Source organism: Pseudomonas rhodesiae, from assembly GCF_007858255.1.
Lineage (GTDB): Bacteria > Pseudomonadota > Gammaproteobacteria > Pseudomonadales > Pseudomonadaceae > Aquipseudomonas > Aquipseudomonas rhodesiae.
Genome location: NZ_VFEU01000001.1, coordinates 74,982 through 97,425, shown reverse-complemented (window position 1 = coordinate 97,425; position 22,444 = coordinate 74,982). Strand labels below are relative to the sequence as shown.

Sequence of the window (22,444 nt, the reverse complement as noted above, 5' to 3'; positions counted from 1 at the left end):
ACACGTCGCTGTGCCGATGCGACACCCTGCCGCATGCCGCCCGCTTACCGCCCGCCGCGCTGTTGGCTGCCATCCGGACGCTATGCTAGCTTGGCGCCTCGCCAGGAAGGCGGCCCAACAGCAGGCACGCAGAACACAATGAGGACCCCCCATGGCCGAGGCCACGCCCGCGCTTGAAATCCGCAACTTGCATAAACGTTATGGTGAGCTGGAGGTGCTCAAAGGTATCTCGCTGACCGCTCGCGACGGCGATGTGATCTCGATCCTGGGTTCCTCCGGTTCCGGCAAGTCGACTTTCCTGCGCTGCATCAACCTGCTGGAGAACCCTCATCAGGGCCAGATCCTGGTGGCGGGTGAAGAACTCAAACTCAAAGCCGCGAAGAACGGCGAGCTGATGGCCGCCGACGGCAAGCAGATCAACCGCCTGCGCAGCGAAATCGGTTTTGTGTTTCAAAACTTTAATCTGTGGCCGCACATGAGCATCCTCGACAACATCATCGAGGCGCCCCGCCGTGTGCTGGGCCAGAGCAAGGCCGAAGCCATCGAAGTGGCCGAAGCGCTGCTGGCCAAGGTCGGCATCGCCGATAAGCGCCACGCCTACCCGGCACAATTGTCCGGCGGCCAGCAACAACGCGCCGCCATCGCCCGCACCCTGGCGATGCAGCCCAAAGTCATCCTGTTCGACGAGCCCACTTCCGCCCTTGACCCGGAAATGGTTCAGGAAGTACTTAGTGTGATCCGCGCGCTGGCCGAAGAAGGTCGCACCATGCTGCTGGTCACCCACGAAATGGGCTTTGCCCGTCAGGTGTCCAGTGAGGTGGTGTTCCTTCACCAAGGCCTGATCGAGGAGCAAGGATCGCCACAGCAGGTATTTGAAAACCCGCTTTCGGCGCGCTGCAAACAATTCATGTCCAGCAACCGCTAACGGAGCAACATGCATGCAGAACTATAAAAAGTTCCTTTTGGCCGCCGCCGTCACGATGGCGTTCAGCGCCTCGGCCGTTGCCGCCGAAAAATTGAAAATGGGGATCGAAGCGGCCTACCCGCCGTTCAACAATAAAGACGCCAGTGGCCAAGTGGTCGGCTTCGACAAAGACATCGGCGACGCGCTGTGCGCCAAGATGAAAGTCGAGTGCGAAGTGGTGACGTCCGACTGGGACGGCATCATCCCGGCCCTGAACGCCAAGAAATTCGACTTCCTGGTGTCCTCGCTGTCGATCACCGACGAACGCAAGCAGGCCGTCGACTTCACCGATCCGTACTACTCCAACAAGCTGCAGTTCATCGCGCCCAAGACCACCGACTTCAAGACAGACAAGGCTTATCTCAGCGGCAAGACCATCGGTGCCCAACGCGCAACACTCGCTGGCACCTGGCTGGACAACCGCAATATGGAAGATGACTACAACGTCAAAATCAGCCTTTATGACACTCAGGAAAACGCCTACCTCGACCTGATCTCCGGGCGTGTCGATGGCATTCTGGCGGATAAGTACGTGCAGTATGAGTGGCTCAAAAGCAAAGACGGCTCCAACTTTGAATTCAAAGGTGAGCCTGTCGTGGAAAGCGACAAGATCGGTATCGCCGTACGCAAAGGCGACCCACTGCGCGAGCGCCTGAACAAAGCCCTGGCAGAGATCAAGGCTGACGGCACCTACAAGAAAATCAACGACAAGTACTTCCCGTTCAGCATCGAATGACCTGAACGCCTGCCCGGCGCGCTCCCCCGAGCGCGTCGGTCCTGAGCTTTACCTTGCGAAACGACTAAACCATGAATTTCGACCTTTACGGATTCGGCCCCGCGCTCGCCGCCGGCGCGCTGATGACCGTCAAACTGGCCCTCACGGCCCTGTGCCTGGGGCTGCTGCTCGGCCTGGCCGGCGCCCTGGCCAAAACATCCCCGTACAAGCCGCTGCAATGGCTTGGCGGTGCTTACTCCACCGTGGTCCGTGGTATCCCGGAACTGCTGTGGGTACTGCTGATTTACTTCGGCACGGTCAACATGATGCGTGCCCTGGGTGAGTTTTTCGGTAACCCCGACCTGTCTCTCAGCGCCTTTGCCGCCGGGGTCATTGCCCTGGGCCTGTGCTTCGGCGCCTACGCCACGGAAGTATTCCGCGGCGCGATCCTCGCCATTCCCAAAGGCCACCGCGAAGCGGGCGTGGCACTGGGGCTTTCGAAGTTTCGGATCTTCACCCGCCTGATCATGCCGCAGATGTGGCGCATCGCCCTGCCGGGCCTGGGCAACCTGTTTATGATCCTGATGAAAGACACCGCGCTGGTGTCGGTGATCGGCCTGGAAGAAATCATGCGCCACGCGCAGATCGGCGTCACGGTGACCAAACAACCGTTCACCTTCTTTATGGTTGCGGCGTTCATGTACCTGGGTCTCACCGTCCTGGCGATGACCACCCTGCACTTCCTGGAAAAACGCGCCGCCCGCGGCTTTGCGAGGAGCACCCAATGAGCGGCGACTACAGCTGGCTGGCGCATTTCGACCTGGGCCTGAACTGGGCCGTGATCATCAAGTGGCTGCCCAAACTGGCCCAGGGCGCCATCCTCACCCTGGAACTGGTGGCCATTGCAGTCATTGCCGGGCTGCTGCTGGCAATCCCGCTGGGCATCGCCCGCTCGTCGCGCCGCTGGTACGTGAGCGCCCTGCCCTATGCCTATATTTTCTTCTTCCGTGGCACGCCGCTGCTGGTGCAGTTGTTCCTGGTTTACTACGGCTTGGCGCAGTTCGACGCGGTGCGCAGCAGCTTTATGTGGCCATACCTGCGCGATCCGTTCTGGTGCGCCACCGCCACCATGACCCTGCACACCGCCGCCTATATCGCGGAGATCCTGCGCGGGGCGATCCAGGCCATCCCACCGGGCGAAATCGAAGCCGCCCGCGCCCTGGGCATGTCCAAGCCCAAGACGTTGTTCTATATCGTCCTGCCCCGCGCCTCGCGCATCGGCTTGCCGGCGTACAGCAACGAAGTGATCCTGATGCTCAAAGCCAGCGCCCTGGCGAGTACGGTGACCCTGCTGGAACTGACCGGCATGGCGCGAACCATCATTGCCCGAACCTACCTGCCGGTGGAGATCTTCTTCGCTGCAGGCCTGTTCTACCTGTTGATGGCCTACATCCTGGTGCGCGGCTTCAAACTGCTGGAACGCTGGCTGCGCGTCGATGCCTGCCAGGGACGTTAAGGCGCACTTCCAGGCACTGGATGCCTTCCTGATCGAGCACCAAGGGCTGTGGAAACCACGGCCCTTTACCCATCGCCAACTGGCCTGGGAATCACGACATCCAGAGCTGGCACACTGGTTGCGCCAGCGCTCGCTGGATGACGCCGAAGCCAGCCACAACGCCCCCTATGATCTCCCGGCGCCCGCGCCTTTTGCACAACTTGCCGCACAGGCGCGCCAGCTCAGCACTGTGGATAAGTTGCCGACGCAGCCCCTGCCGCTCGCGCGCCATCGCTTGAATATCGATGTGCCGGGCCGCAAGTGGCAGCAAATCGAAGCCTTCGGCGCCGCCCTGTCGTTTGCGCAAGCCCCCACGCACTGGCTGGATTGGTGTGCCGGCAAGGGCCACCTGGGCCGCCGGCTGCTGCAAACCGGGCAACAGCTGACCTGCCTCGAATACGACCCGGCACTGATCGCCGCAGGCCAGGCCCTGAGCGACCACCATGGCTTGGCCGCGGCCCATCGCCTGCAAGACGTCATGGCGGACCTCACCCTCTGCGCCGAACACACCCCCGTCGCCCTGCACGCCTGCGGTGACCTGCATGTGCGCCTGCTGCAACTGGCCAGTGCGCAAGGCTGCAAACAGCTGGCCCTGGCGCCCTGCTGTTACAACCGCATCAGCGCACCGGCGTACCAACCACTGTCCGAGGCAGGCCGCGCTTCAACGTTGCGACTGTCAATCGAAGACCTCGGCCTGCCGCTCAGCGAAACCGTCACTGCGGGCAAACGCGTACGCCAGCAGCGGGACACATCCATGGCCCGCCGTCTGGGCTTCGATCAACTGCAACGGCAGCTACGGGGTTGCGACGAGTATCTGCCCACCCCTTCACTGCCCACTGCGTGGTTGAGCGTACCTTTCGCCGACTACTGCCGAGCGTTGGCAAACCTGAAAGGTTTATCCACAGGCGAGCAGGATTGGGCCGCGCTGGAGGCCCAAGGCTGGGCTCGCTTGGCCGAGGTGAGAAACCTGGAACTGGTGCGTGGTCTGTTTCGGCGACCGCTGGAGATATGGCTGGTGCTGGATCGTGCGCTGTTTCTGACCGAACAAGGCTACCGCGTTGAACTGGGCAGCTTCTGCGACGCCGCACTGACGCCGCGCAACTTGATGGTGCTTGCCGAGCGCGATTAAGAGGCAAATTGACGCAGCGCAGCCTGTGGATAACTCTGTTGATGGTTTCTTTACAAAGCCTTTAATCATCTGGCTCGCAGGCCAAAACCCGAGCTGTTCATTTTTTGTTCACAAAATAAAGTGCACGTAAAACAGGCAGTTAAGCCCAGATGAGAACCGCTCCACAAAAAGAGTGTTTCTTAATGGCGCATCCAACCGATTGTGCATAAGCCTCTGACGATTAGCCTCTAAACCGCGCTTTACGCGGTTCTTTTACGCGCAATCAATAGCCGGCAAAGCTCATTGATATCCGCACCTGCCTGGCTGGACGCCACGTTATCCAGCGGGTCGGTGGCAAACGCCAGGGCTTGGCTGATCAGCGCGTCGTCATGTACGACCGCCAACGCGTCAGCCTGGCGACGCAGCGTAAAGGCTTCCAGCATTTCCCGGTTAAACGCCGATTGGTCATCTACTTGATTGATCACGAAGTGGCAACGGGGCGGGCGCGCACGCTCAAGGTAGGGCGCCAGCAGTGCGTCCAACTGGTCCTGGGTGCCGAGGCAGGCGGCGTTAGGTTGAGCGATGACCAACACAATATCGGCCACGTTCAGGGCTTGATGCAGATAAACGTTGTTACCCGCGGGGGTATCGATGATCACCGTGTGAGCTTCGCTCAGCCCCATGACCGACAGGTGCTCGGCCAACCAAGTGGGCTCGCGCGTAAGCCAGCGTTGCAGGCCCTCCTTCTGGCGGCTGTCGGTGTCGCCGAATGGGATCACCTGGGAACCGGCGAACCCCGTTTGCAAGGCGCCGGCCCACGGCGCGTTGAGCAAACTGCTGCGCCCCACGCCGGGGCGCTGATGATCGACGCCGAAGTGCTGGCGCAGCGCATTCTGGGGGTCCAGATCCACGGCCACCACCGACTCGCCCAAGCGTTGCAACCCGCTGCTCAAGGCCGTGACCAGCGTGCTACGGCCCACGCCGCCGTTGATCGAAACCACAGCCACCACGGTGGCGCGCAGCGAGGCGGGAGCGGCATGCGCGCAGGCTTGATTGCCGTGAGCCCCATGAGGATGAACGAGCGAACCATCCTCACGGTTTACCCGAGTGCCATCATCAAATGGAATGCTGCCGAAAAAATGTAAACGAGCGTTTTTGCCCTTCGGGTCACGGGAAACGCTGTTGCCGAACAGGGCAAATAGATCATCGGTACGGCTCATGGCCGGGCTCCTTCGCAACGCCATCGGAAGACGTGGAAGGTCGGCCCATCAAGGCTTCCCGTACGTGTTCTTATTGGCGTGTTTATTGGCTGCATTCTGTGTCAGCCCCGATGGAGTGTCATTATTTTGATCAAAAATTCACCACCCTTTCAGACGAGCGGAAAACTGCCAATTTACTGACGAAAAATACCGTCATTTGATAGGCGGTGATTTCATCGTGCCATTGTTTTTTACCGGCCATCCCCGCACCATTGCGGCAACTTCCAGGCTGTACGTTTTGGATAAGCGCAGTGGCGATACGCTTTAAATTCCCTCGGTTCCTCTACGGCCTCGCCATCGCGGTGGTGCTGGGCGGTGGACTGCTGGGCGATTTACTTGCCGATTGGGATTTCAGCCAGATCAGCCGTAAGGCCGAAGCACTCTACGGCCCCCTCGGTCCCGGTCGACAGCGCATTGATGCCTGGCAACAGCTACTGGCCACACAAAAGCAGGTCAGCGAGAGCGAACAACTCAAAGTGGTTAACTTGTTCTTCAATCGTCAGCTGCATTACGAAGAAGATATCGACCTGTGGCACGAGGTGGATTATTGGGCGACGCCCATTCAGTCCTTGTGGAAAGGCGCCGGCGACTGCGAAGACTACGCCATCGCCAAATACTTCAGCCTGCGTCATTTGGGCGTACCGGCCGAGAAGCTGCGCATAACCTACGTCAAGGCTCTGCGCCAGAATCGTGCACATATGGTGCTGACCTACTATTCAAGCCCCGAGGCCATGCCCTTGGTACTGGACAGCCTGATGGACCCGATTCTGCCCGCCAGCCAACGGCCGGACCTGCTGCCGGTTTACGCCTTCAACGGCGAAGGGCTGTGGCTGACCGGTGCGACGGGCAACAAAAAAGTCGGCGATACCAAGCGTCTGTCGCGTTGGCAGGATGTGTTGAAGAAAATGACCGCTGAAGGGTTTCCGACCGGTTCGGATAATTAACAGGAGCTACGATGTCACTGTTCAAACAATTGCTGATCGCTATCTGCGTGTTCCTGGTGGTCGCGTTCAGCGGTAGCTTCTTCGTCAGCCTGGAAAGCTCGCGTACCCAGTACGTCAACCAATTGCGCTCCCACGCTCAGGACGCGGCCACTGCGCTGGCGCTGTCGTTGACGCCGAACATCGATGACCCGGCGATGACCGAGCTGATGGTCAGTTCGATCTTCGACAGCGGCTACTACGCCAGCATCCGCGTGGTGGACCTGAGCAACAACCAAGTACTGGTAGAGCGCGCCGCCGAGCCGGACGCCAGCAGCGTCCCGGCGTGGTTCGTGAAGATGATCGGCCTGGCGCCGGCCGGCGGCGATGCGATCGTCAGCCGTGGCTGGCAGCAGGCGGCGCGGGTCGAGGTGGTCAGCCATCCAATGTTTGCCCTGGCCAAGCTGTGGCAGAGCGCATTGGGCAGCCTGGGCTGGCTGCTGCTCTGCGGCGCCGTGAGCGCGGTACTGGGCGCGCTGTTGCTACGGCGTCAATTGAAGCCGCTGGATTATATGGTCGAGCAGTCCCATGCCATCGCCCGCCGTGAATTCCTGAGCCTGCCCGATCTGCCCCGTACCCCTGAGCTGCGCCGGGTGGTGCAGGCGATGAATCAGATGGTGGAGAAGCTCAAGGCGCTGTTCCATGAACAGACCGAGCGCAGCGAGAAGCTGCGGGTGGAGTCCTACCAGGACAGCCTCACGGGCCTGGCCAACCGTCGTTATTTTGAGATGCAGCTGCAATCGCGCGTCAGCAACCTTGAGGAAGCCAGTTCGGGTTACCTGCTGATGTTGCGGGTCAACGACCTGAGCGGCCTCAACCAACGCCTGGGCGGGCAACGCACTGACCAACTGCTGCAGGCCGTCAGCCAGCAACTGGTGCGCACCTGCGCCAAGTACCCGGAAACCCAGAACCTGATCACCCGCAGCCGCGGCGGCGAGTTCGCGGTGCTCGCCCCGGGGCTGGTGCGCGATGAAGCGCTGCAGCTGGCCCAGGTCCTGGAAAGCACCCTGCAAAGCCTCTACGAAACGGGAGCCACCGATATGCCGATCGTGGCTTACATCGGGCTGGCACCTTACAAACCGGGCGATGCCTCGGCAGACCTGCTAATGCTGGCCGACCAGGCACTGGCCCAGGCCGAAGCCGGTACAGGCCAGACTTGGGTGTGCCTGGAACACCAGACCCAAGGCACCGTCAGCGACGATCACCACAGCTGGCACACCTTGCTCGACGAGGCCCTGACCCAAGGGCGCTTCCGGTTGTTTTTCCAGCCGGTGGTGAGCAGCAGCAATACCCAACAGGTCCTGCATTACAAAGTGTTGTCACGCTTGCTCGACCCGCAGGGCCAGACCATCGCGGCCGGCCACTTCCTACCGTGGCTGGAGCGCTTCGGCTGGACCGCACGCCTCGACCAATTGATGGTTGATCTGGTGATCAAGCACTTGACCCAGCACAGCCCATCGGTGGCGTTGAACCTGTCGGCCGCTACCCTGAACGACCCACAGGCACTGGAGCGCGTCTTCGAGCGCCTGGCTCAAAACCCCGCCCTGGGGCCGCGCCTGACCCTGGAAATCGGTGAAGAACAAGTGCCCGAGCAGTCGCAGCTGGAGCGCCTGACCCGACGCTTGCGCAGCCTGGGCTTCAGCCTTGGCCTGCAGCGTTTCGGCGGGCGTTTCAGCATGATCGGCAACCTGGCGAACCTGGGCCTGGCGTACCTGAAAATCGACGGCAGCTACATCCGTGCCATCGACCAGGAAAGCCACAAGCGCTTTTTTATCGAAGCCATCCAGCGCGCCGCCCACAGCATCGATTTGCCGTTGATTGCCGAACGTGTGGAAACCGAGGGTGAGCTACAGGTGATTCGCGAAATGGGGATTGAAGGGGTGCAAGGCCAACTGGTCGGCGAACCGGCGCCCTGGAAATAGACCGTCGAAGCCTCCTTGACGGCCACGCCGTGAAGGAGGTGCGCGGCTCAGATCAAGCCGGTTTCATCGTCATTGATCAGCTCGCTCAACCCGCCCAATGCTGCCCGGGCCTGGGTACGTTCGAGGAACTTGGCCTGCGCGGCGGGCGGCAAGTCCGTGATGCTCATGACGTTCTTGGTGATCAACACCTGGATCAAGTCGTCCAGCACCCGAATCATCTCAAAGTCACTTTGCTTGAGCTGCTTGAGGCTGTTGTCGACCACATCGTCGGCAAACCACGCCTGTATCTCATGATGGTCGGCCGGTAGCGTCTCGGTGGCCTCGGCATAGGCCTGCGCCTCGACACGGATCAAAGCGTTGTTTTGATCGCGTTGCACGTAGAACATCAACGTTCTCCCAATAAAAAATCCCTGCAGGTGCCGCGCACGGCCTCTGCAGAGATTACACACATTTGCCCGACGCTGATGCCCACGCAGCGCCAATCCCGAAAGATTGGCGCTGCCGGGGGATCAGTCGTGGTGCTTGACGGTCAGGTCGCCACCGGCGATCAGGTTGTTGATCGCGGAGCTGCCAGCCCCCCAGTTGGCGCCATCGACCTTGATGGTGACATCTGCCGTGCCGCCACCCGACGCGGTGAACGAGCCGGTGCTGCTGACGCTCAGCGTCGAGTTGCCCGACGCGTCGGTGGTCAGCTGCAGGTACTTGGACAAGTTGTTGTCGTTATTGCCTTGCAGCAAATCGGACAGGTCCAGCTTGTCGCCTTCGCTGTGCTTGAAGTCAGTGATGCGATCGAAGCCGCCGTTGGTGTTGGTGTCGCCTTTGAGCCAGACGAAGGTATCGGCACCCGCGCCGCCGGTGAGGATGTCGTTACCCTTGCCGCCCACCAGGATGTCGTTACCGGCACCGCCGGAGAGGGTGTCGTTGCCGCCCTGGCCGAACAGGATGTCATTGCCGGCATTGCCGATCAGGGTGTCGCCGCCGTCCTTGGTACCGTAGATGTTCGACGCGCTGGCCAAGGCACCGATGTCTTGCACATGCTCAGTGATGTACTGATGCAAGGTGCGGTCATCGATGTGGTCGACGGTAGTGGACAGCTTCTCGGCGGCGAAGGCCTTGAGTGCGGCACTGCCTTCCTGACCGTTGTAGCTGATCAGGTCACCGAAGATGATGTCGTTGCCCGAACCGCCGGAAACGCTGTCGGCACCGGTATCGGCCGTGTGGCCGGTAATGGTATCCGCCAGTTTCGCGGTATCGATGGTGCTGACCGTCTTGTCGGTATCGAAGTACTTCTGGAGCATGTCTTTATCGACGTTATTGCCCAGACCAATGGCTTGTACCTCGACCCCGCCCGCGACGGAAGTCGTCAGCGCCGTGTAAGCGTCTTTGGCGTATTCCAACGCATAATCGGTCCAGCCCGAACTGCTGGCAGCCCCCGCCACGTTGAAACCACCGTGGCCATCGGACACGACATAGCCTTCAAAGGTCTTGGTGCCGGACGAGTTGTACGAGTACACCTTACCGTCCTTGTCGACGATGACCTGTGTCTGACCGTAGATCGTAGCGGTGACCGGAGTACTTTGACCCAGGGTGTAGGTGGAGCCGTTGACCTTGCTATCGAAGGTCACGTTGGAGCCCCACCAGGAGCTGGTATACCCCAGGCTAATGTTGTCGTACGTCGCGTTGTAGACGTTCGGCTCACCGTCGGTAATGAAATACGTCAGGTTTTTTGCACCAGCGTTGCTGGTGGCGTCGCTGCTCTTGAACCAGTTGGTAGCCGCGTTAAAGGCATCCTGGTAGTTGGTTACATCGCTTGGGTTGGACGCCATGTTGTTCAATACCGCCTGCAGGGCAGCCTTGGCGGCAGCCTGGTCGGCCAGGTTGACCGATACCTGCGATTCAACCTTGGTATCGAAGTCGACCAACAATACTTTCACCACGCCCGACCCTGTCATCTTCGCGTTCGCGATCAAGGTATCGAAAATGCCGGAAAGCTGGGTTTTGATCGACGTCATCGCGCTCGACCCGATACTGCCCGAGGTGTCAACGATAAACGCGATGTTGTAGTTGCTGCCCGGCGTGGTGATGCCGCCCTTGTCGCCGACCACGATGTTGTTGGCCGAGCTGGAGCCCAGGTCGATGGTATCCGCCGCCGCACCGCCTTCAGTGACCGGGGTGTAGACCTGAGGCTTGACCGTGATGGTGGTCGTTGCCACCGACGAACTCAGGCTGTTGCTGCCTTCGTTGTCCATCACCGAAATGTCGATGGTGCGATCACCAAGGGACGGGTATTTGCCGGTGTTGGAGTACTGGAACGACTCAAGCAGCGCCTTGTAGGTCGCGACATCAGCCACGCCCGACAGGGTCAGTACGATCTTGCCGCTGACGTCCGTGCCGACGCTGGTCACGGTGACACCTTTGTAGGTACCGCCCACCGCCACCAGGTTGGAGCTGAGCACATCACCCGAACTGGCGTTTTTCAGGGTGATGGTCGCGCTTTGCATCTGGCTGCTGTCGACGTCACTGATGGCCACATTGCCGGTAATCGCAACACCATTGGTGCCGCGCTCGGTGTACGAGGCGCTGAAGCCCGTGGCGACAGAACCGTCGGCGATGCTGAGGTCCAGGGTCGGCGCGTCGTTGACCGCAGTGACCACGATGCTCACTTTGCCGGTGGTCACCGCTTCCACACCGGTGCTCGACTCTTTGGCCGTCGCTTTTACGGTGATATCGAAGCTGGCGGTCGAATCCTTGAACGGCGTAACCGTCAGGGTCTTCAGGTTCCAGGTGCTGACATCATAGAGCGCGCTGGCACCCGTCGAGGTATAGCTGGCGCCAGTGCTAGTGTCGGTAATCACGGTGCCTTTGGGCAGGCCGCTGATTTCCACCTTGTGGGTTTCCGAGCCATCGTTGTCGACAAACGTGGTAGTGATCGGTGCCACCTTGATGGCGGTGTCTTCCAACCCATGGTTGTAGACATAGCCGGTGTAATAGCCTTCGCCATTGACCACATGGCTGTCGCCCAGCACCGCGCCGGCCGCTTTCAAGGCGTCCACGCTGGTGTAGGTCTGCACGCCGCTGTTGCCCAGCGACATCGACGGGCCATTGTTGATCGACACATTGACGTCGTAGTTGCCCGCGCCGGCCTGGTTGTAGTGGTAGATATCGAGGGTGTAATAGCCCGACTCACTCGGCGTGTAGGCCGTTCCGGTGATCGCGCTGCCCTTGCTCCAGGTTTCGGTCGCGACCAGCTTGCCGCCCACGGTGATTGCCAGGCTGTCGTCGGCCGTACCGGTGAAGGTGTAGCTCTTACCCGCTTCCAGATAGATCAGGCCGGAGACCTTAGTCGCGGTGCCGTCCGCCACATTGGTGTTGCTGACGTCGCTGGTCACACCCGTGGAGACGGCGCTGGCAGCGGTCTTGGCGTCGATCACTTTGATCAGATCGCTGGAGTTGACCACACCGTTACCGTTGGTCCCCAAGTCAGTGCGCAGGTTACCGCCGCTCCAAGTCTGAATGGTCAGGCCAGTCGGCACAGCGCTGAATGCACCGACCGTCACAACAGGAACGTCCGTCACCGGGTGGATATCCACCGTGATGGTTTTGGTGTCGCTGTAGGAGTTGCCGTCGGTCGCCTGAAACTTCAGTTGGGTGTAATCGCTTTGCATGTTACCCACACCGGTGCTGCCGAAGCTGTTGTCGCCTGATTCGTTGGCTGCCGGGGTGTAACGTACGTTGTGACTATCGAAGTCAGCCTGGCTGAACGCCTTGCCCGCCGAGGTATCGGTCTTCAGATCGGCCACGGTCAGTTTGACCCACGTACCGTTGACGTTGTACTCGATGGAACCGGCAGGGAGGCTGGTGAACACCACTTTCGGGTTCGTGGAGTCCTCATCCTTGACGCCGAAGGTCGCCCAGGTCAGTTCGACCGAGGTGTCTTCGTTGCTCTGGATGAAACCGTCGGTGGCGGTCGGGGCGTCATCGACCAGGGTCACGCTCGGCTGGCCATTAGCGGTCGAGCTGGCGTTATCAGCGTCGGTAACGGTCAGGTCGATCTTCGGCAGTTGGTGGCCGGTGTTGACCCAATCGGCGCCTTTCTGCGTCAGCACTACGTTAGTGCCGGACAGGGTGTAGTAACCGTCGTTGTTGGTGCCGGCAGTGAAGGCGACCTTCAGGTTGGCGACCGGCGTTTCTTCGTCGGAGGCCGTGAAGGTACCGGCGACGGTGCCGACTTTAGCGGTGTTCTCAACGATAGTGCTGCCGGTCACGGTGATGACCGGAGCGTCGTTGACCAGGGTGACGCTAGGTTGCGCGTCATTGTGAGACGTGGCGTTGTCAGCGTCGGTAACGGTCAGGTCGATTTTCGGCAGCTGGTGGCCGGAGTTGACCCAGTCGGCGCCTTTCTGCGTCAGCACTACGTTAGTGCCGGACAGGGTGTAGTAACCGTCGTTGTTGGTGCCGGCGGTGAAGGCGACCTTCAGGTTGGCGACCGGCGTTTCTTCGTCGGAGGCCGTGAAGGTACCGGCGACGGTGCCGACTTTAGCGGTGTTCTCAACGATAGTGCTGCCGGTCACGGTGATGACCGGAGCGTCGTTGACCAGGGTGACGCTCGGCTGCGCGTCATTGTGCGACGTGGCGTTGTCGGCGTCGGTGACGGTCAGGTCGATTTTCGGCAACTGGTGGCCGGAGTTGACCCAATCGGCGCCTTTCTGCGTCAGCACTACGTTAGTGCCGGACAGGGTGTAGTAACCGTCGTTGTTGGTGCCGGCGGTGAAGGCGACCTTCAGGTTGGCGACCGGCGTTTCTTCGTCGGAGGCCGTGAAGGTACCGGCAACGGTGCCGACTTTAGCGGTGTTCTCAACGATAGTGGTGCCGGTCACGGTGATGACCGGAGCATCGTTCACCAGGGTGACGCTCGGCTGACCATTGGCGGTCGAACTGGCGTTATCAGCGTCGGTAACGGTCAGGTCGATCTTCGGCAGTTGGTGGCCGGAGTTGACCCAATCGGCACCCTTCTGCGTCAGTACAACGTCGGTACCCGACAGGGTGTAGTAGCCGTCGTTGTTGGTGCCGGCAGTGAAGGCGACCTTCAAGTTGGCGACCGGCGTTTCTTCGTCGGAGGCAGTGAAGGTACCGGCAACGGTGCCGACCTTCGCGGTGTTCTCAACGATAGTGGTGCCGGTCACGGTGATGACCGGAGCATCGTTCACCAGGGTGACGCTCGGCTGACCATTGGCGGTCGAACTGGCGTTATCAGCATCGGTAACGGTCAGATCGATCTTCGGCAGTTGGTGGCCGGAGTTGACCCAGTCGGCGCCTTTCTGAGTCAGTACCACGTCGGTACCCGACAGGGTGTAGTAACCGTCGTTGTTGGTACCGGCGGTGAAGGTGACTTTCAGATCAGCAACCGGCGTTTCTTCATCGGTTGCGGTGAAGCGACCGGCGACGGTGCCTTCTTTGGCGTCGTTTTCAGTCAGGGTGTTGGCTTCGACGGCGATAACTGGGATGTCGTTAACCAAGGTGACGGTCGGCTGACCATTGGCGGTCGAGCTGGCGTTGTCAGCGTCGGTCACGGTCAGGTCGATCTTCGGCAGCTGGTTGCCGGCGTTAACCCAATCGGCGCCTTTCTGCGTCAGCACTACGTCGGTACCCGACAGGGTGTAGTAGCCGTCGTTGTTGGTGCCGGCAGTGAAGGCGACCTTCAAGTTGGCGACCGGCGTTTCTTCGTCGGAGGCAGTGAAAGTACCGGCGACGGTGCCGACCTTCGCGGTGTTCTCAACGATAGTGGTGCCGGTCACGGTGATGACTGGAGCGTCGTTGACCAGGGTGACGCTCGGTTGCGCGTTGGCGGTCGAGCTGGCGTTGTCAGCGTCGGTCACGGTCAGGTCGATCTTCGGCAACTGGTTGCCGGCGTTGACCCAATCGGCGCCTTTCTGCGTCAGGACCACGTCGGTGCCCGACAGGGTGTAGTAACCGTCGTTGTTGGTGCCAGCAGTGAAGGCAACCTTCAGATTGGCGACCGGCGTTTCTTCGTCGGAGGCCGTGAAGGTACCAGCGACGGTGCCGACCTTCGCGGTGTTCTCAACGATAGTGGTGCCGGTCACGGTGATGACCGGGATGTCGTTGATCAGGGTGACGGTCGGCTGACCGTTGGCGCTGGAGGTGGCGTTATCGGCGTCAGTGACGGTCAGGTCGATCTTCGGCAGTTGATTGCCGGCGTTGACCCAATCGGCGCCTTTCTGGGTCAGCACTACGTCGGTGCCGGAAATCGCGTAGTAACCGTCGGCGTTAGTACCGGCGGTGAAAGTGACTTTCAGATCGGCAACTGGAGTTTCTTCATCGGTCGCAGTGAAGCGCCCCGCCACAGTGCCTTCTTTGGCATCGTTTTCCGTCAGGGTGTTGGCTTCGACGGCGATAACTGGGATGTCGTTGACCAGAGTGACGCTCGGCTGGCCGTTGGCGCTGGAGCTGGCGTTGTCAGCATCGGTGACGGTCAGATCAATTTTCGGCAACTGGTTGCCGGCGTTGACCCAATCAGCACCTTTCTGAGTCAGCACGACGTCGGTGCCCGACAGGGCGTAGTAGCCGTCGTTGTTGGTGCCGGCGGTGAAGGTGACCTTCAGATCGGCAACCGGGGTTTCTTCGTCAGTCGCAGTAAAGCGGCCGGCCACGGTGCCTTCTTTGGCGTCGTTTTCGGTCAGGGTGTTCGCTTCGACGCTAATAACCGGGATGTCGTTAACCAAGGTGACGCTCGGCTGGCCGTTGGCGCTGGAGCTGGCGTTATCGGCGTCAGTGACGGTCAGGTCGATCTTCGGCAACTGGTTGCCAGCGTTGACCCAATCGGCGCCTTTCTGAGTCAGAACCACGTCGGTGCCAGACAGGGCGTAGTAACCGTCGTTGTTGGTACCGGCAGTGAACGTAATTTTCAGATCAGCGACTGGAGTTTCTTCGTCAGTCGCAGTGAAGCGCCCCGCCACGGTGCCTTCTTTGGCGTCGTTTTCGGTCAGGGTGTTGGCTTCGACGGCGATAACCGGGATGTCGTTAACCAAGGTGACGGTCGGCTGATCATTGGCGGTCGAGCTGGCGTTGTCAGCGTCGGTGACGGTCAGGTCGATTTTCGGCAACTGGTTGCCGGCGTTGACCCATTCGGCGCCTTTCTGAGTCAGAACCACGTCTGTGCCAGACAGGGCGTAGTAGCCGTCGTTGTTGGTACCGGCGGTGAAGGTGACCTTCAGATCAGCAACCGGGGTTTCTTCGTCAGTCGCAGTGAAGCGGCCCGCTACGGTGCCCTCTTTGGCATCGTTTTCCGTCAGGGTGTTGGCTTCGACGCTGATGACTGGGATGTCGTTGACCAGAGTCACGGTCGGCTGGCCGTTAGCGCTGGAGCTAGCGTTGTCAGCGTCAGTAACGGTCAGGTCGATCTTCGGCAACTGGTTGCCGGCGTTAACCCAGTCGGCACCTTTCTGTGTCAGGACCACGTCGGTGCCCGACAGGGCGTAGTAACCGTCGTTGTTGGTACCGGCAGTGAACGTAACTTTCAGATCAGCGACTGGAGTTTCTTCGTCAGTCGCAGTGAAGCGGCCCGCCACGGTGCCTTCTTTGGCGTCGTTTTCGGTCAGGGTGTTGGCTTCGACGCTGATAACCGGGATGTCGTTGACCAGGGTGACGGTCGGCTGGCCATTAGCGCTGGAACTGGCGTTGTCAGCGTCGGTGACGGTCAGGTCGATCTTCGGCAGTTGATTGCCGGCGTTGACCCAATCGGCACCTTTTTGAGTCAGCACCACATCGGTACCCGACAGGGCGTAGTAGCCGTCGGCGTTAGTACCGGCGGTGAAAGTGACTTTCAGATCGGCAACTGGGGTTTCTTCGTCAGTCGCAGTAAAGCGGCCGGCCACGGTGCCTTCTTTGGCGTCGTTTTCGGTCAGGGTGTTGGCTTCCACGGCGATAACCGGGATGTCGTTGACCAAGGTGACGGTCGGCTGGCCATTCGCGGTCGAGCTGGCGTTGTCAGCGTCGGTCACGGTCAGGTCGATTTTAGGCAACTGGTTGCCAGCGTTGACCCAATCGGCGCCTTTCTGCGTCAGCACCACGTCGGTGCCGGAAATCGCGTAGTAACCGTCGGCGTTAGTACCGGCGGTGAAGGTGACTTTCAGATCGGCAACCGGGGTTTCTTCGTCAGTCGCGGTGAAGCGGCCAGCGACGGTGCCTTCTTTGGCGTCGTTTTCCGTCAGGGTGTTGGCTTCGACGGCGATAACCGGGATGTCGTTGACCAGGGTCACGGTCGGCTGGCCATTCGCGGTCGAGCTGGCGTTATCGGCGTCAGTGACGGTCAGGTCGATCTTCGGCAGTTGATTACCGGCGTTGACCCAATCGGCGCCTTTCTGCGTCAGCACTACGTCGGTGCCCGACAGGGCGTAGTAACCGTCGGTGTTAGTACCGGAAGTGAACGTAACTTTCAGATCAGCGACTGGAGTTTCTTCGTCAGTCGCAGTGAAGCGGCCAGCGACGGTGCCTTCTTTGGCATCGTTTTCCGTCAGGGTGTTGGCTTCGACGGCGATAACCGGGATGTCGTTAACCAGAGTGACGCTCGGTTGGCCGGTCGCGCTGGAGCTGGCGTTATCGGCGTCAGTGACGGTCAGGTCGATCTTCGGCAGTTGATTGCCGGCGTTGACCCAATCGGCGCCTTTCTGGGTCAGCACTACGTCGGTGCCCGACAGGGCGTAGTAGCCGTCGGTGTTGGTACCCGCAGTGAAGGTGACCTTCAGATCGGCAACCGGGGTTTCTTCGTCAGTCGCAGTAAAGCGGCCGGCCACGGTGCCTTCTTTGGCGTCGTTTTCGGTCAGGGTGTTCGCTTCGACGCTAATAACCGGGATGTCGTTAACCAAGGTGACGCTCGGCTGGCCGTTGGCGCTGGAGCTGGCGTTGTCAGCATCAGTCACGGTCAGGTCAATTTTCGGCAGTTGATTACCGGCATTAACCCAATCAGCGCCTTTCTGGGTCAGCACCACATCGGTGCCGGAAATCGCGTAGTAACCGTCGGCGTTAGTACCGGCGGTGAAGGTAACTTTCAGATCAGCGACTGGAGTTTCTTCGTCGGTCGCAGTGAAGCGCCCCGCCACGGTGCCTTCTTTGGCGTCGTTTTCGGTCAGGGTGTTGGCTTCGACGGCGATAACCGGGATGTCATTCACCAACGTCACAGTTGGCTGGCCATTGGCGGTCGAGCTGGCGTTATCGGCGTCAGTGACGGTCAGGTCGATCTTCGGCAGTTGATTGCCGGCGTTGACCCAATCGGCGCCTTTCTGCGTCAGCACCACATCGGTGCCGGAAATCGCGTAGTAACCGTCGGCGTTAGTACCGGCGGTGAAGGTGACTTTCAGATCGGCAACCGGGGTTTCTTCGTCAGTCGCGGTGAAGCGGCCAGCGACGGTGCCTTCTTTGGCGTCGTTTTCCGTCAGGGTGTTGGCTTCGACGGCGATAACCGGGATGTCGTTGACCAGGGTCACGGTCGGCTGGCCATTCGCGGTCGAGCTGGCGTTATCGGCGTCAGTGACGGTCAGGTCGATCTTCGGCAGTTGATTGCCGGCGTTGACCCAATCGGCGCCTTTCTGGGTCAGCACTACGTCGGTGCCCGACAGGGCGTAGTAGCCGTCGTTGTTGGTGCCGGCGGTGAAGGTGACCTTCAGATCGGCGACTGGCGTTTCTTCGTCAGTCGCGGTGAAGCGGCCAGCGACGGTGCCTTCTTTGGCATCGTTTTCCGTCAGGGTGTTCGCTTCGACGCTGATAACCGGGATGTCGTTGACCAAAGTGACGGTGGGTTGGCCGGTCGCGCTGGAGCTGGCGTTATCGGCGTCAGTGACGGTCAGGTCGATCTTCGGCAGTTGATTGCCGGCGTTGACCCAATCGGCGCCTTTCTGGGTCAGCACTACGTCGGTGCCGGAAATCGCGTAGTAACCGTCGGCGTTAGTACCGGCGGTGAAGGTGACTTTCAGATCAGCGACTGGAGTTTCTTCGTCAGTCGCGGTGAAGCGGCCAGCGACGGTGCCTTCTTTGGCGTCGTTTTCGGTCAGGGTGTTGGCTTCGACGGCGATAACCGGGATGTCGTTGACCAGAGTCACGCTCGGCTGGCCGTTGGCGGTCGAGCTGGCGTTGTCAGCGTCGGTCACGGTCAGGTCGATCTTCGGCAACTGGTTGCCGGCGTTGACCCAATCGGCACCTTTTTGAGTCAGCACCACATCGGTGCCCGACAGGGCGTAGTAGCCGTCGGTGTTGGTACCCGCAGTGAAGGTGACCTTCAGATCAGCAACAGGGGTTTCTTCGTCAGTCGCAGTGAAGCGGCCCGCTACGGTGCCTTCTTTGGCATCGTTTTCCGTCAGGGTGTTGGCTTCGACGGCGATAACCGGAATGTCGTTGACCAGAGTGACGGTAGGTTGGCCGTTAGCGCTGGAACTGGCGTTATCGGCATCAGTGACGGTCAGGTCGATCTTCGGCAGTTGATTGCCGGCGTTGACCCAATCGGCACCTTTTTGAGTCAGCACCACATCGGTACCCGACAGGGCGTAGTAGCCGTCGGTGTTGGTACCGGCGGTGAAGGTGACTTTCAGATCAGCAACCGGGGTTTCTTCGTCAGTCGCAGTAAAGCGGCCGGCCACGGTGCCTTCTTTGGCGTCGTTTTCGGTCAGGGTGTTCGCTTCGACGCTGATAACCGGGATGTCGTTAACCAGAGTGACGCTCGGTTGGCCGGTCGCGCTGGAGCTGGCGTTATCGGCGTCAGTGACGGTCAGGTCGATCTTCGGCAGTTGATTGCCGGCGTTGACCCAATCGGCGCCTTTCTGGGTCAGGACCACGTCGGTGCCGGAGAGAGCGTAGTAACCATCGGCGTTCGTGCCGGCAGTGAAAGTGACTTTCAGATCGGCAACCGGCGTTTCTTCGTCAGTCGCGGTGAAGCGACCGGCGACGGTGCCTTCTTTAGCGTCGTTTTCGGTCAGGGTGTTGGCTTCGACGCTGATGACCGGGATGTCGTTAACCAAAGTCACGGTCGGCTGACCACTAGCGGTCGAACTGGCGTTATCGGCATCAGTGACGGTCAGATCAATTTTCGGCAGTTGATTACCGGCGTTAACCCAGTCAGCGCCTTTCTGCGTCAGCACCACATCGGTGCCAGAAATCGCGTAGTAACCGTCGGCGTTAGTACCAGCGGTAAACGTAACTTTCAGATCGGCAACCGGGGTTTCTTCGTCAGTCGCGGTGAAGCGGCCAGCGACGGTGCCTTCTTTGGCGTCGTTTTCGGTCAGGGTGTTGGCTTCGACGCTGATGACCGGGATGTCGTTAACCAGGGTCACGGTCGGCTGGCCATTCGCGGTCGAGCTGGCGTTGTCAGCGTCGGTCACGGTCAGATCAATTTTCGGCAACTGGTTGCCGGCGTTGACCCAATCGGCGCCTTTCTGAGTCAGGACCACATCGGTACCCGACAGGGCGTAGTAGCCGTCGTTGTTGGTGCCGGCGGTGAAGGTGACTTTCAGATCAGCAACCGGCGTTTCTTCGTCGGTTGCGGTGAAGCGACCGGCGACTGTGCCTTCTTTGGCGTCGTTTTCAGTCAGGGTGTTGGCTTCGACGCTGATAACCGGGACGTCGTTGACCAGAGTGACGGTCGGCTGGCCATTGGCTGTCGAGCTGACATTGTCAGCGTCGGTCACAGTCAAATCGATCTTCGGCAGTTGATTGCCGGCGTTGACCCAATCGGCGCCTTTCTGAGTGAGCACGACGTCGGTGCCGGAAATCGCGTAGTAACCGTCGTTGTTGGTACCGGCAGTGAAGGTGACCTTCAGATCAGCAACCGGCGTTTCTTCGTCGGTTGCGGTGAAGCGGCCAGCGACGGTGCCTTCTTTGGCATCGTTTTCCGTCAGGGTGTTGGCTTCGACGCTGATAACCGGGACGTCGTTGACCAGAGTCACGCTCGGCTGGCCATTGGCTGTCGAGCTGACATTGTCAGCGTCGGTCACAGTCAAATCGATCTTCGGCAGTTGATTGCCGGCGTTGACCCAGTCAGCACCTTTCTGCGTCAGTACAACGTCGGTGCCAGAGATCGCGTAGTAACCGTCCGCATTAGTACCTGCGGTGAACTTCACATCCAGCGCCTGGGTTGGCGTCTCTGCGTCACTGGCGGCAAATGTGCCTGCCACAGTGCCGGCTACCGCGGTGTTTTCAACCAGGGTGTTGGCCGACACTTCGATCACCGGCGCGTCGTTGACCGGCGTAATCGTTACCGTCAGCGTGCTGCTCGAACCGGTATTAGTGGTGTAGCCGATCTGCGGCACTTCGCCGCTGTAATCCTTGACCGGGGTGAACGTGTAAGCGCCATCGGTTCCAATCGTGATACTGCCCACGCCTGCAATAACAGCCGTCTGGCCCGCCGCGAAGGTGGTGCCGCCCACATTGAAGGTGGCGACGCTCAGCACATTGTCGATGTCGCTGTCGTTGCTCAGCACATTGCCGGTGGCGACGTTATCTTCGACGATCGTGTTGGTATCGGCGACCAGAACGCTGGGATCATCCACAGCAACAACGGTGGAAGTGGCCGGTGCGGGATTGATCGCCAGGTTTTCGTAGTTGCCGCCGGTGGCGCTGGTAATGGTGGCGCTGACCGTCAGGTCTTTACCATCCGCCAGGTTGGCCGGGGTGTCGACACTGACCGTACCGGTGGTTTTACCGGCTTCGATGGTGATGGTCTGGTCGTTGGACAGTTTGATCACAACGTCGGTCTGCGCCGCGTTGGTGACGGTGGCGGTGTAGACGATCTTGCCACCCTCATCCACCGATGCCGTCGCGGTGAGCGTAACGGTGGTGGTGTCGATGGTGTCGTTGATCTGAGTGACCGCCGGCGTCGGGTCGGTGGTGATGATCAGGTTGCCGCCGCCGGACGTGCCGGTAATGGTGGCGGAGATCGACGATGCGTCCAGGTAAGGGGTGTCATTCCCGGCGAACGTGACGTTCAGTGCGCCCGAGGTCTGGCCGGCTGGGACCACAACAGAGAGGCCGTTGGACAAGGTGACGGTCAGGTCGCTGGTCGGGGCTTGCGTGATGAATACGGTGTAAACCACAACACCACCGGCTTCGGTGATGGTAGGCGTAGCGGTCAGGGTGATGGTGACGTTGCGCGGGTCGACGCCGTTGTTGTCAGCGCCGGTCAGGGCGTTAGCCACCGCATCCGCAGCGTTAAGACCGTTGGTCGGATAACCGATGGTAGGGTCGACCACGCCGGCCGTTGCTTCAAGCACGACAAAGCTATGGCCGCCGCCGACAGCACCGTCAGCACCGGCTGCGGTCGGGCCCGCGGCGGTGGCTTCGAGGTCTTGGGTCGGGTCGGCGCCGGCAGCGATGGCCTGCTGCAATTCGGCGACGGACGGTGCTGCTTGAGCAGTGGCGGCGCTGAGGTCGGTGGTCGAGTCAGGTGCGTTGGCGCTCCACTGAGTGTCGCGGCCCAGATCAATCACGCGGCCGTCGGCCAGTTCCAGCGAAACGGCACCGGCCGGGCCTGTATCAATCTGCTCCCCTGCGAACAGGCGATCGCCTTCTACCAGCAGACGACGAATCCCTTCTGGGGATACCGCGAACACTTGACCGACAATGCTTTTGACGACCGCAACGCTGCTCATAAAAGACTCTCCGTGTATTGCCGTTCAGGGGTATCCACCCAGGAGACCGGCCCTGTCAGTGGTGCCGATTCAATAAGCTGGAGTACTCAATTGCTTCAAAAAAAATAATGGCGTCAATATTTTGTTACTGCGCCAGAAAAATTACTTTTCCGTCAAGGTATTGACCTATTGGGCGTCATCCTAAACAATCCGCCCAGTAATGTCACATTGATATTTAAGCGGCTTCACGACTTTCTGTTTGCGCCCTGCGGCGCCCAATAAAAACGGGCATTTCGAGTTGCCACTCCAGTGC

The 22,444-nt window shown here is 60.2% G+C and carries 10 protein-coding genes; 7 read left to right on the top strand and 3 right to left on the bottom strand.

What is annotated here, in order from left to right:
• Positions 1-151 precede the first annotated feature (151 nt).
• The 5 genes from FIV35_RS00395 to FIV35_RS00375 all read left to right on the top strand — a co-directional run bounded on the left by FIV35_RS00395 (position 152) and on the right by FIV35_RS00375 (position 4,363).
• The gene (locus FIV35_RS00395) at positions 152-925 is read left to right on the top strand and encodes an ABC transporter ATP-binding protein (protein ID WP_034095425.1); all 774 of its coding nucleotides are present in this window, start codon (positions 152-154) and stop codon (positions 923-925) included.
• A 13-nt stretch (positions 926-938) separates the two neighbouring features.
• Positions 939-1,700 carry an ABC transporter substrate-binding protein gene (locus tag FIV35_RS00390; protein ID WP_034136522.1) on the top strand — a complete coding sequence of 254 codons (762 nt, stop codon included), beginning with the start codon at positions 939-941 and terminating at the stop codon, positions 1,698-1,700.
• 71 nt (positions 1,701-1,771) lie between these two features.
• Positions 1,772-2,467 carry an ABC transporter permease gene (locus FIV35_RS00385; protein WP_034136521.1) on the top strand — a complete coding sequence of 232 codons (696 nt, stop codon included), beginning with the start codon at positions 1,772-1,774 and terminating at the stop codon, positions 2,465-2,467.
• Between the two features lie 38 nt (positions 2,468-2,505).
• Positions 2,506-3,195, top strand: a complete 690-nt coding sequence (locus FIV35_RS00380; RefSeq protein ID WP_034095706.1) for an ABC transporter permease — start codon at positions 2,506-2,508, stop codon at positions 3,193-3,195.
• On the top strand, positions 3,176-4,363 hold the full coding sequence (locus tag FIV35_RS00375) for a methyltransferase (protein ID WP_034136520.1): 1,188 nt from the start codon (positions 3,176-3,178) through the stop codon (positions 4,361-4,363). The genes FIV35_RS00380 and FIV35_RS00375 overlap by 20 nt, the downstream gene beginning before the upstream one ends.
• A gap of 239 nt (positions 4,364-4,602) precedes the next feature.
• Here FIV35_RS00375 and bcsQ read toward each other — a convergent pair whose 3' ends face one another.
• On the bottom strand, positions 4,603-5,562 hold the full coding sequence (gene bcsQ / locus FIV35_RS00370) for a cellulose biosynthesis protein BcsQ (protein ID WP_034136519.1): 960 nt from the start codon (positions 5,560-5,562) through the stop codon (positions 4,603-4,605).
• A 290-nt stretch (positions 5,563-5,852) separates the two neighbouring features.
• On the opposite strand from bcsQ, the gene lapG reads away from it, so the two are divergent.
• Positions 5,853-6,545, top strand: coding sequence for a cysteine protease LapG (gene lapG / locus FIV35_RS00365; RefSeq protein WP_034095420.1), 693 nt, complete (start codon positions 5,853-5,855; stop codon positions 6,543-6,545).
• An 11-nt stretch (positions 6,546-6,556) separates the two neighbouring features.
• Positions 6,557-8,503 (top strand): cyclic di-GMP receptor LapD, encoded by a 1,947-nt coding sequence (gene lapD, locus FIV35_RS00360; RefSeq protein WP_034136518.1) that lies wholly within the window; start codon positions 6,557-6,559, stop codon positions 8,501-8,503.
• 47 nt (positions 8,504-8,550) lie between these two features.
• Here lapD and FIV35_RS00355 read toward each other — a convergent pair whose 3' ends face one another.
• Positions 8,551-8,889, bottom strand: a complete 339-nt coding sequence (locus FIV35_RS00355; protein WP_034095418.1) for a hypothetical protein — start codon at positions 8,887-8,889, stop codon at positions 8,551-8,553.
• Between the two features lie 123 nt (positions 8,890-9,012).
• Positions 9,013-22,152, bottom strand: a complete 13,140-nt coding sequence (locus tag FIV35_RS00350) for a retention module-containing protein (RefSeq protein WP_146374931.1) — start codon at positions 22,150-22,152, stop codon at positions 9,013-9,015.
• Between the last annotated feature and the right edge of the window lie 292 nt (positions 22,153-22,444).

Coding starts and splice junctions, on each gene's coding strand:
- FIV35_RS00355 (WP_034095418.1), bottom strand. CDS start 8,889: ATGTTCTACGTGCAACGCGATCAAAACAACGCTTTGATCCGTGTCGAG.
- FIV35_RS00350 (WP_146374931.1), bottom strand. CDS start 22,152: ATGAGCAGCGTTGCGGTCGTCAAAAGCATTGTCGGTCAAGTGTTCGCG.
- bcsQ (WP_034136519.1), bottom strand. CDS start 5,562: ATGAGCCGTACCGATGATCTATTTGCCCTGTTCGGCAACAGCGTTTCC.
- FIV35_RS00375 (WP_034136520.1), top strand. CDS start 3,176: ATGCCTGCCAGGGACGTTAAGGCGCACTTCCAGGCACTGGATGCCTTC.
- FIV35_RS00385 (WP_034136521.1), top strand. CDS start 1,772: ATGAATTTCGACCTTTACGGATTCGGCCCCGCGCTCGCCGCCGGCGCG.
- FIV35_RS00390 (WP_034136522.1), top strand. CDS start 939: ATGCAGAACTATAAAAAGTTCCTTTTGGCCGCCGCCGTCACGATGGCG.
- lapD (WP_034136518.1), top strand. CDS start 6,557: ATGTCACTGTTCAAACAATTGCTGATCGCTATCTGCGTGTTCCTGGTG.
- FIV35_RS00395 (WP_034095425.1), top strand. CDS start 152: ATGGCCGAGGCCACGCCCGCGCTTGAAATCCGCAACTTGCATAAACGT.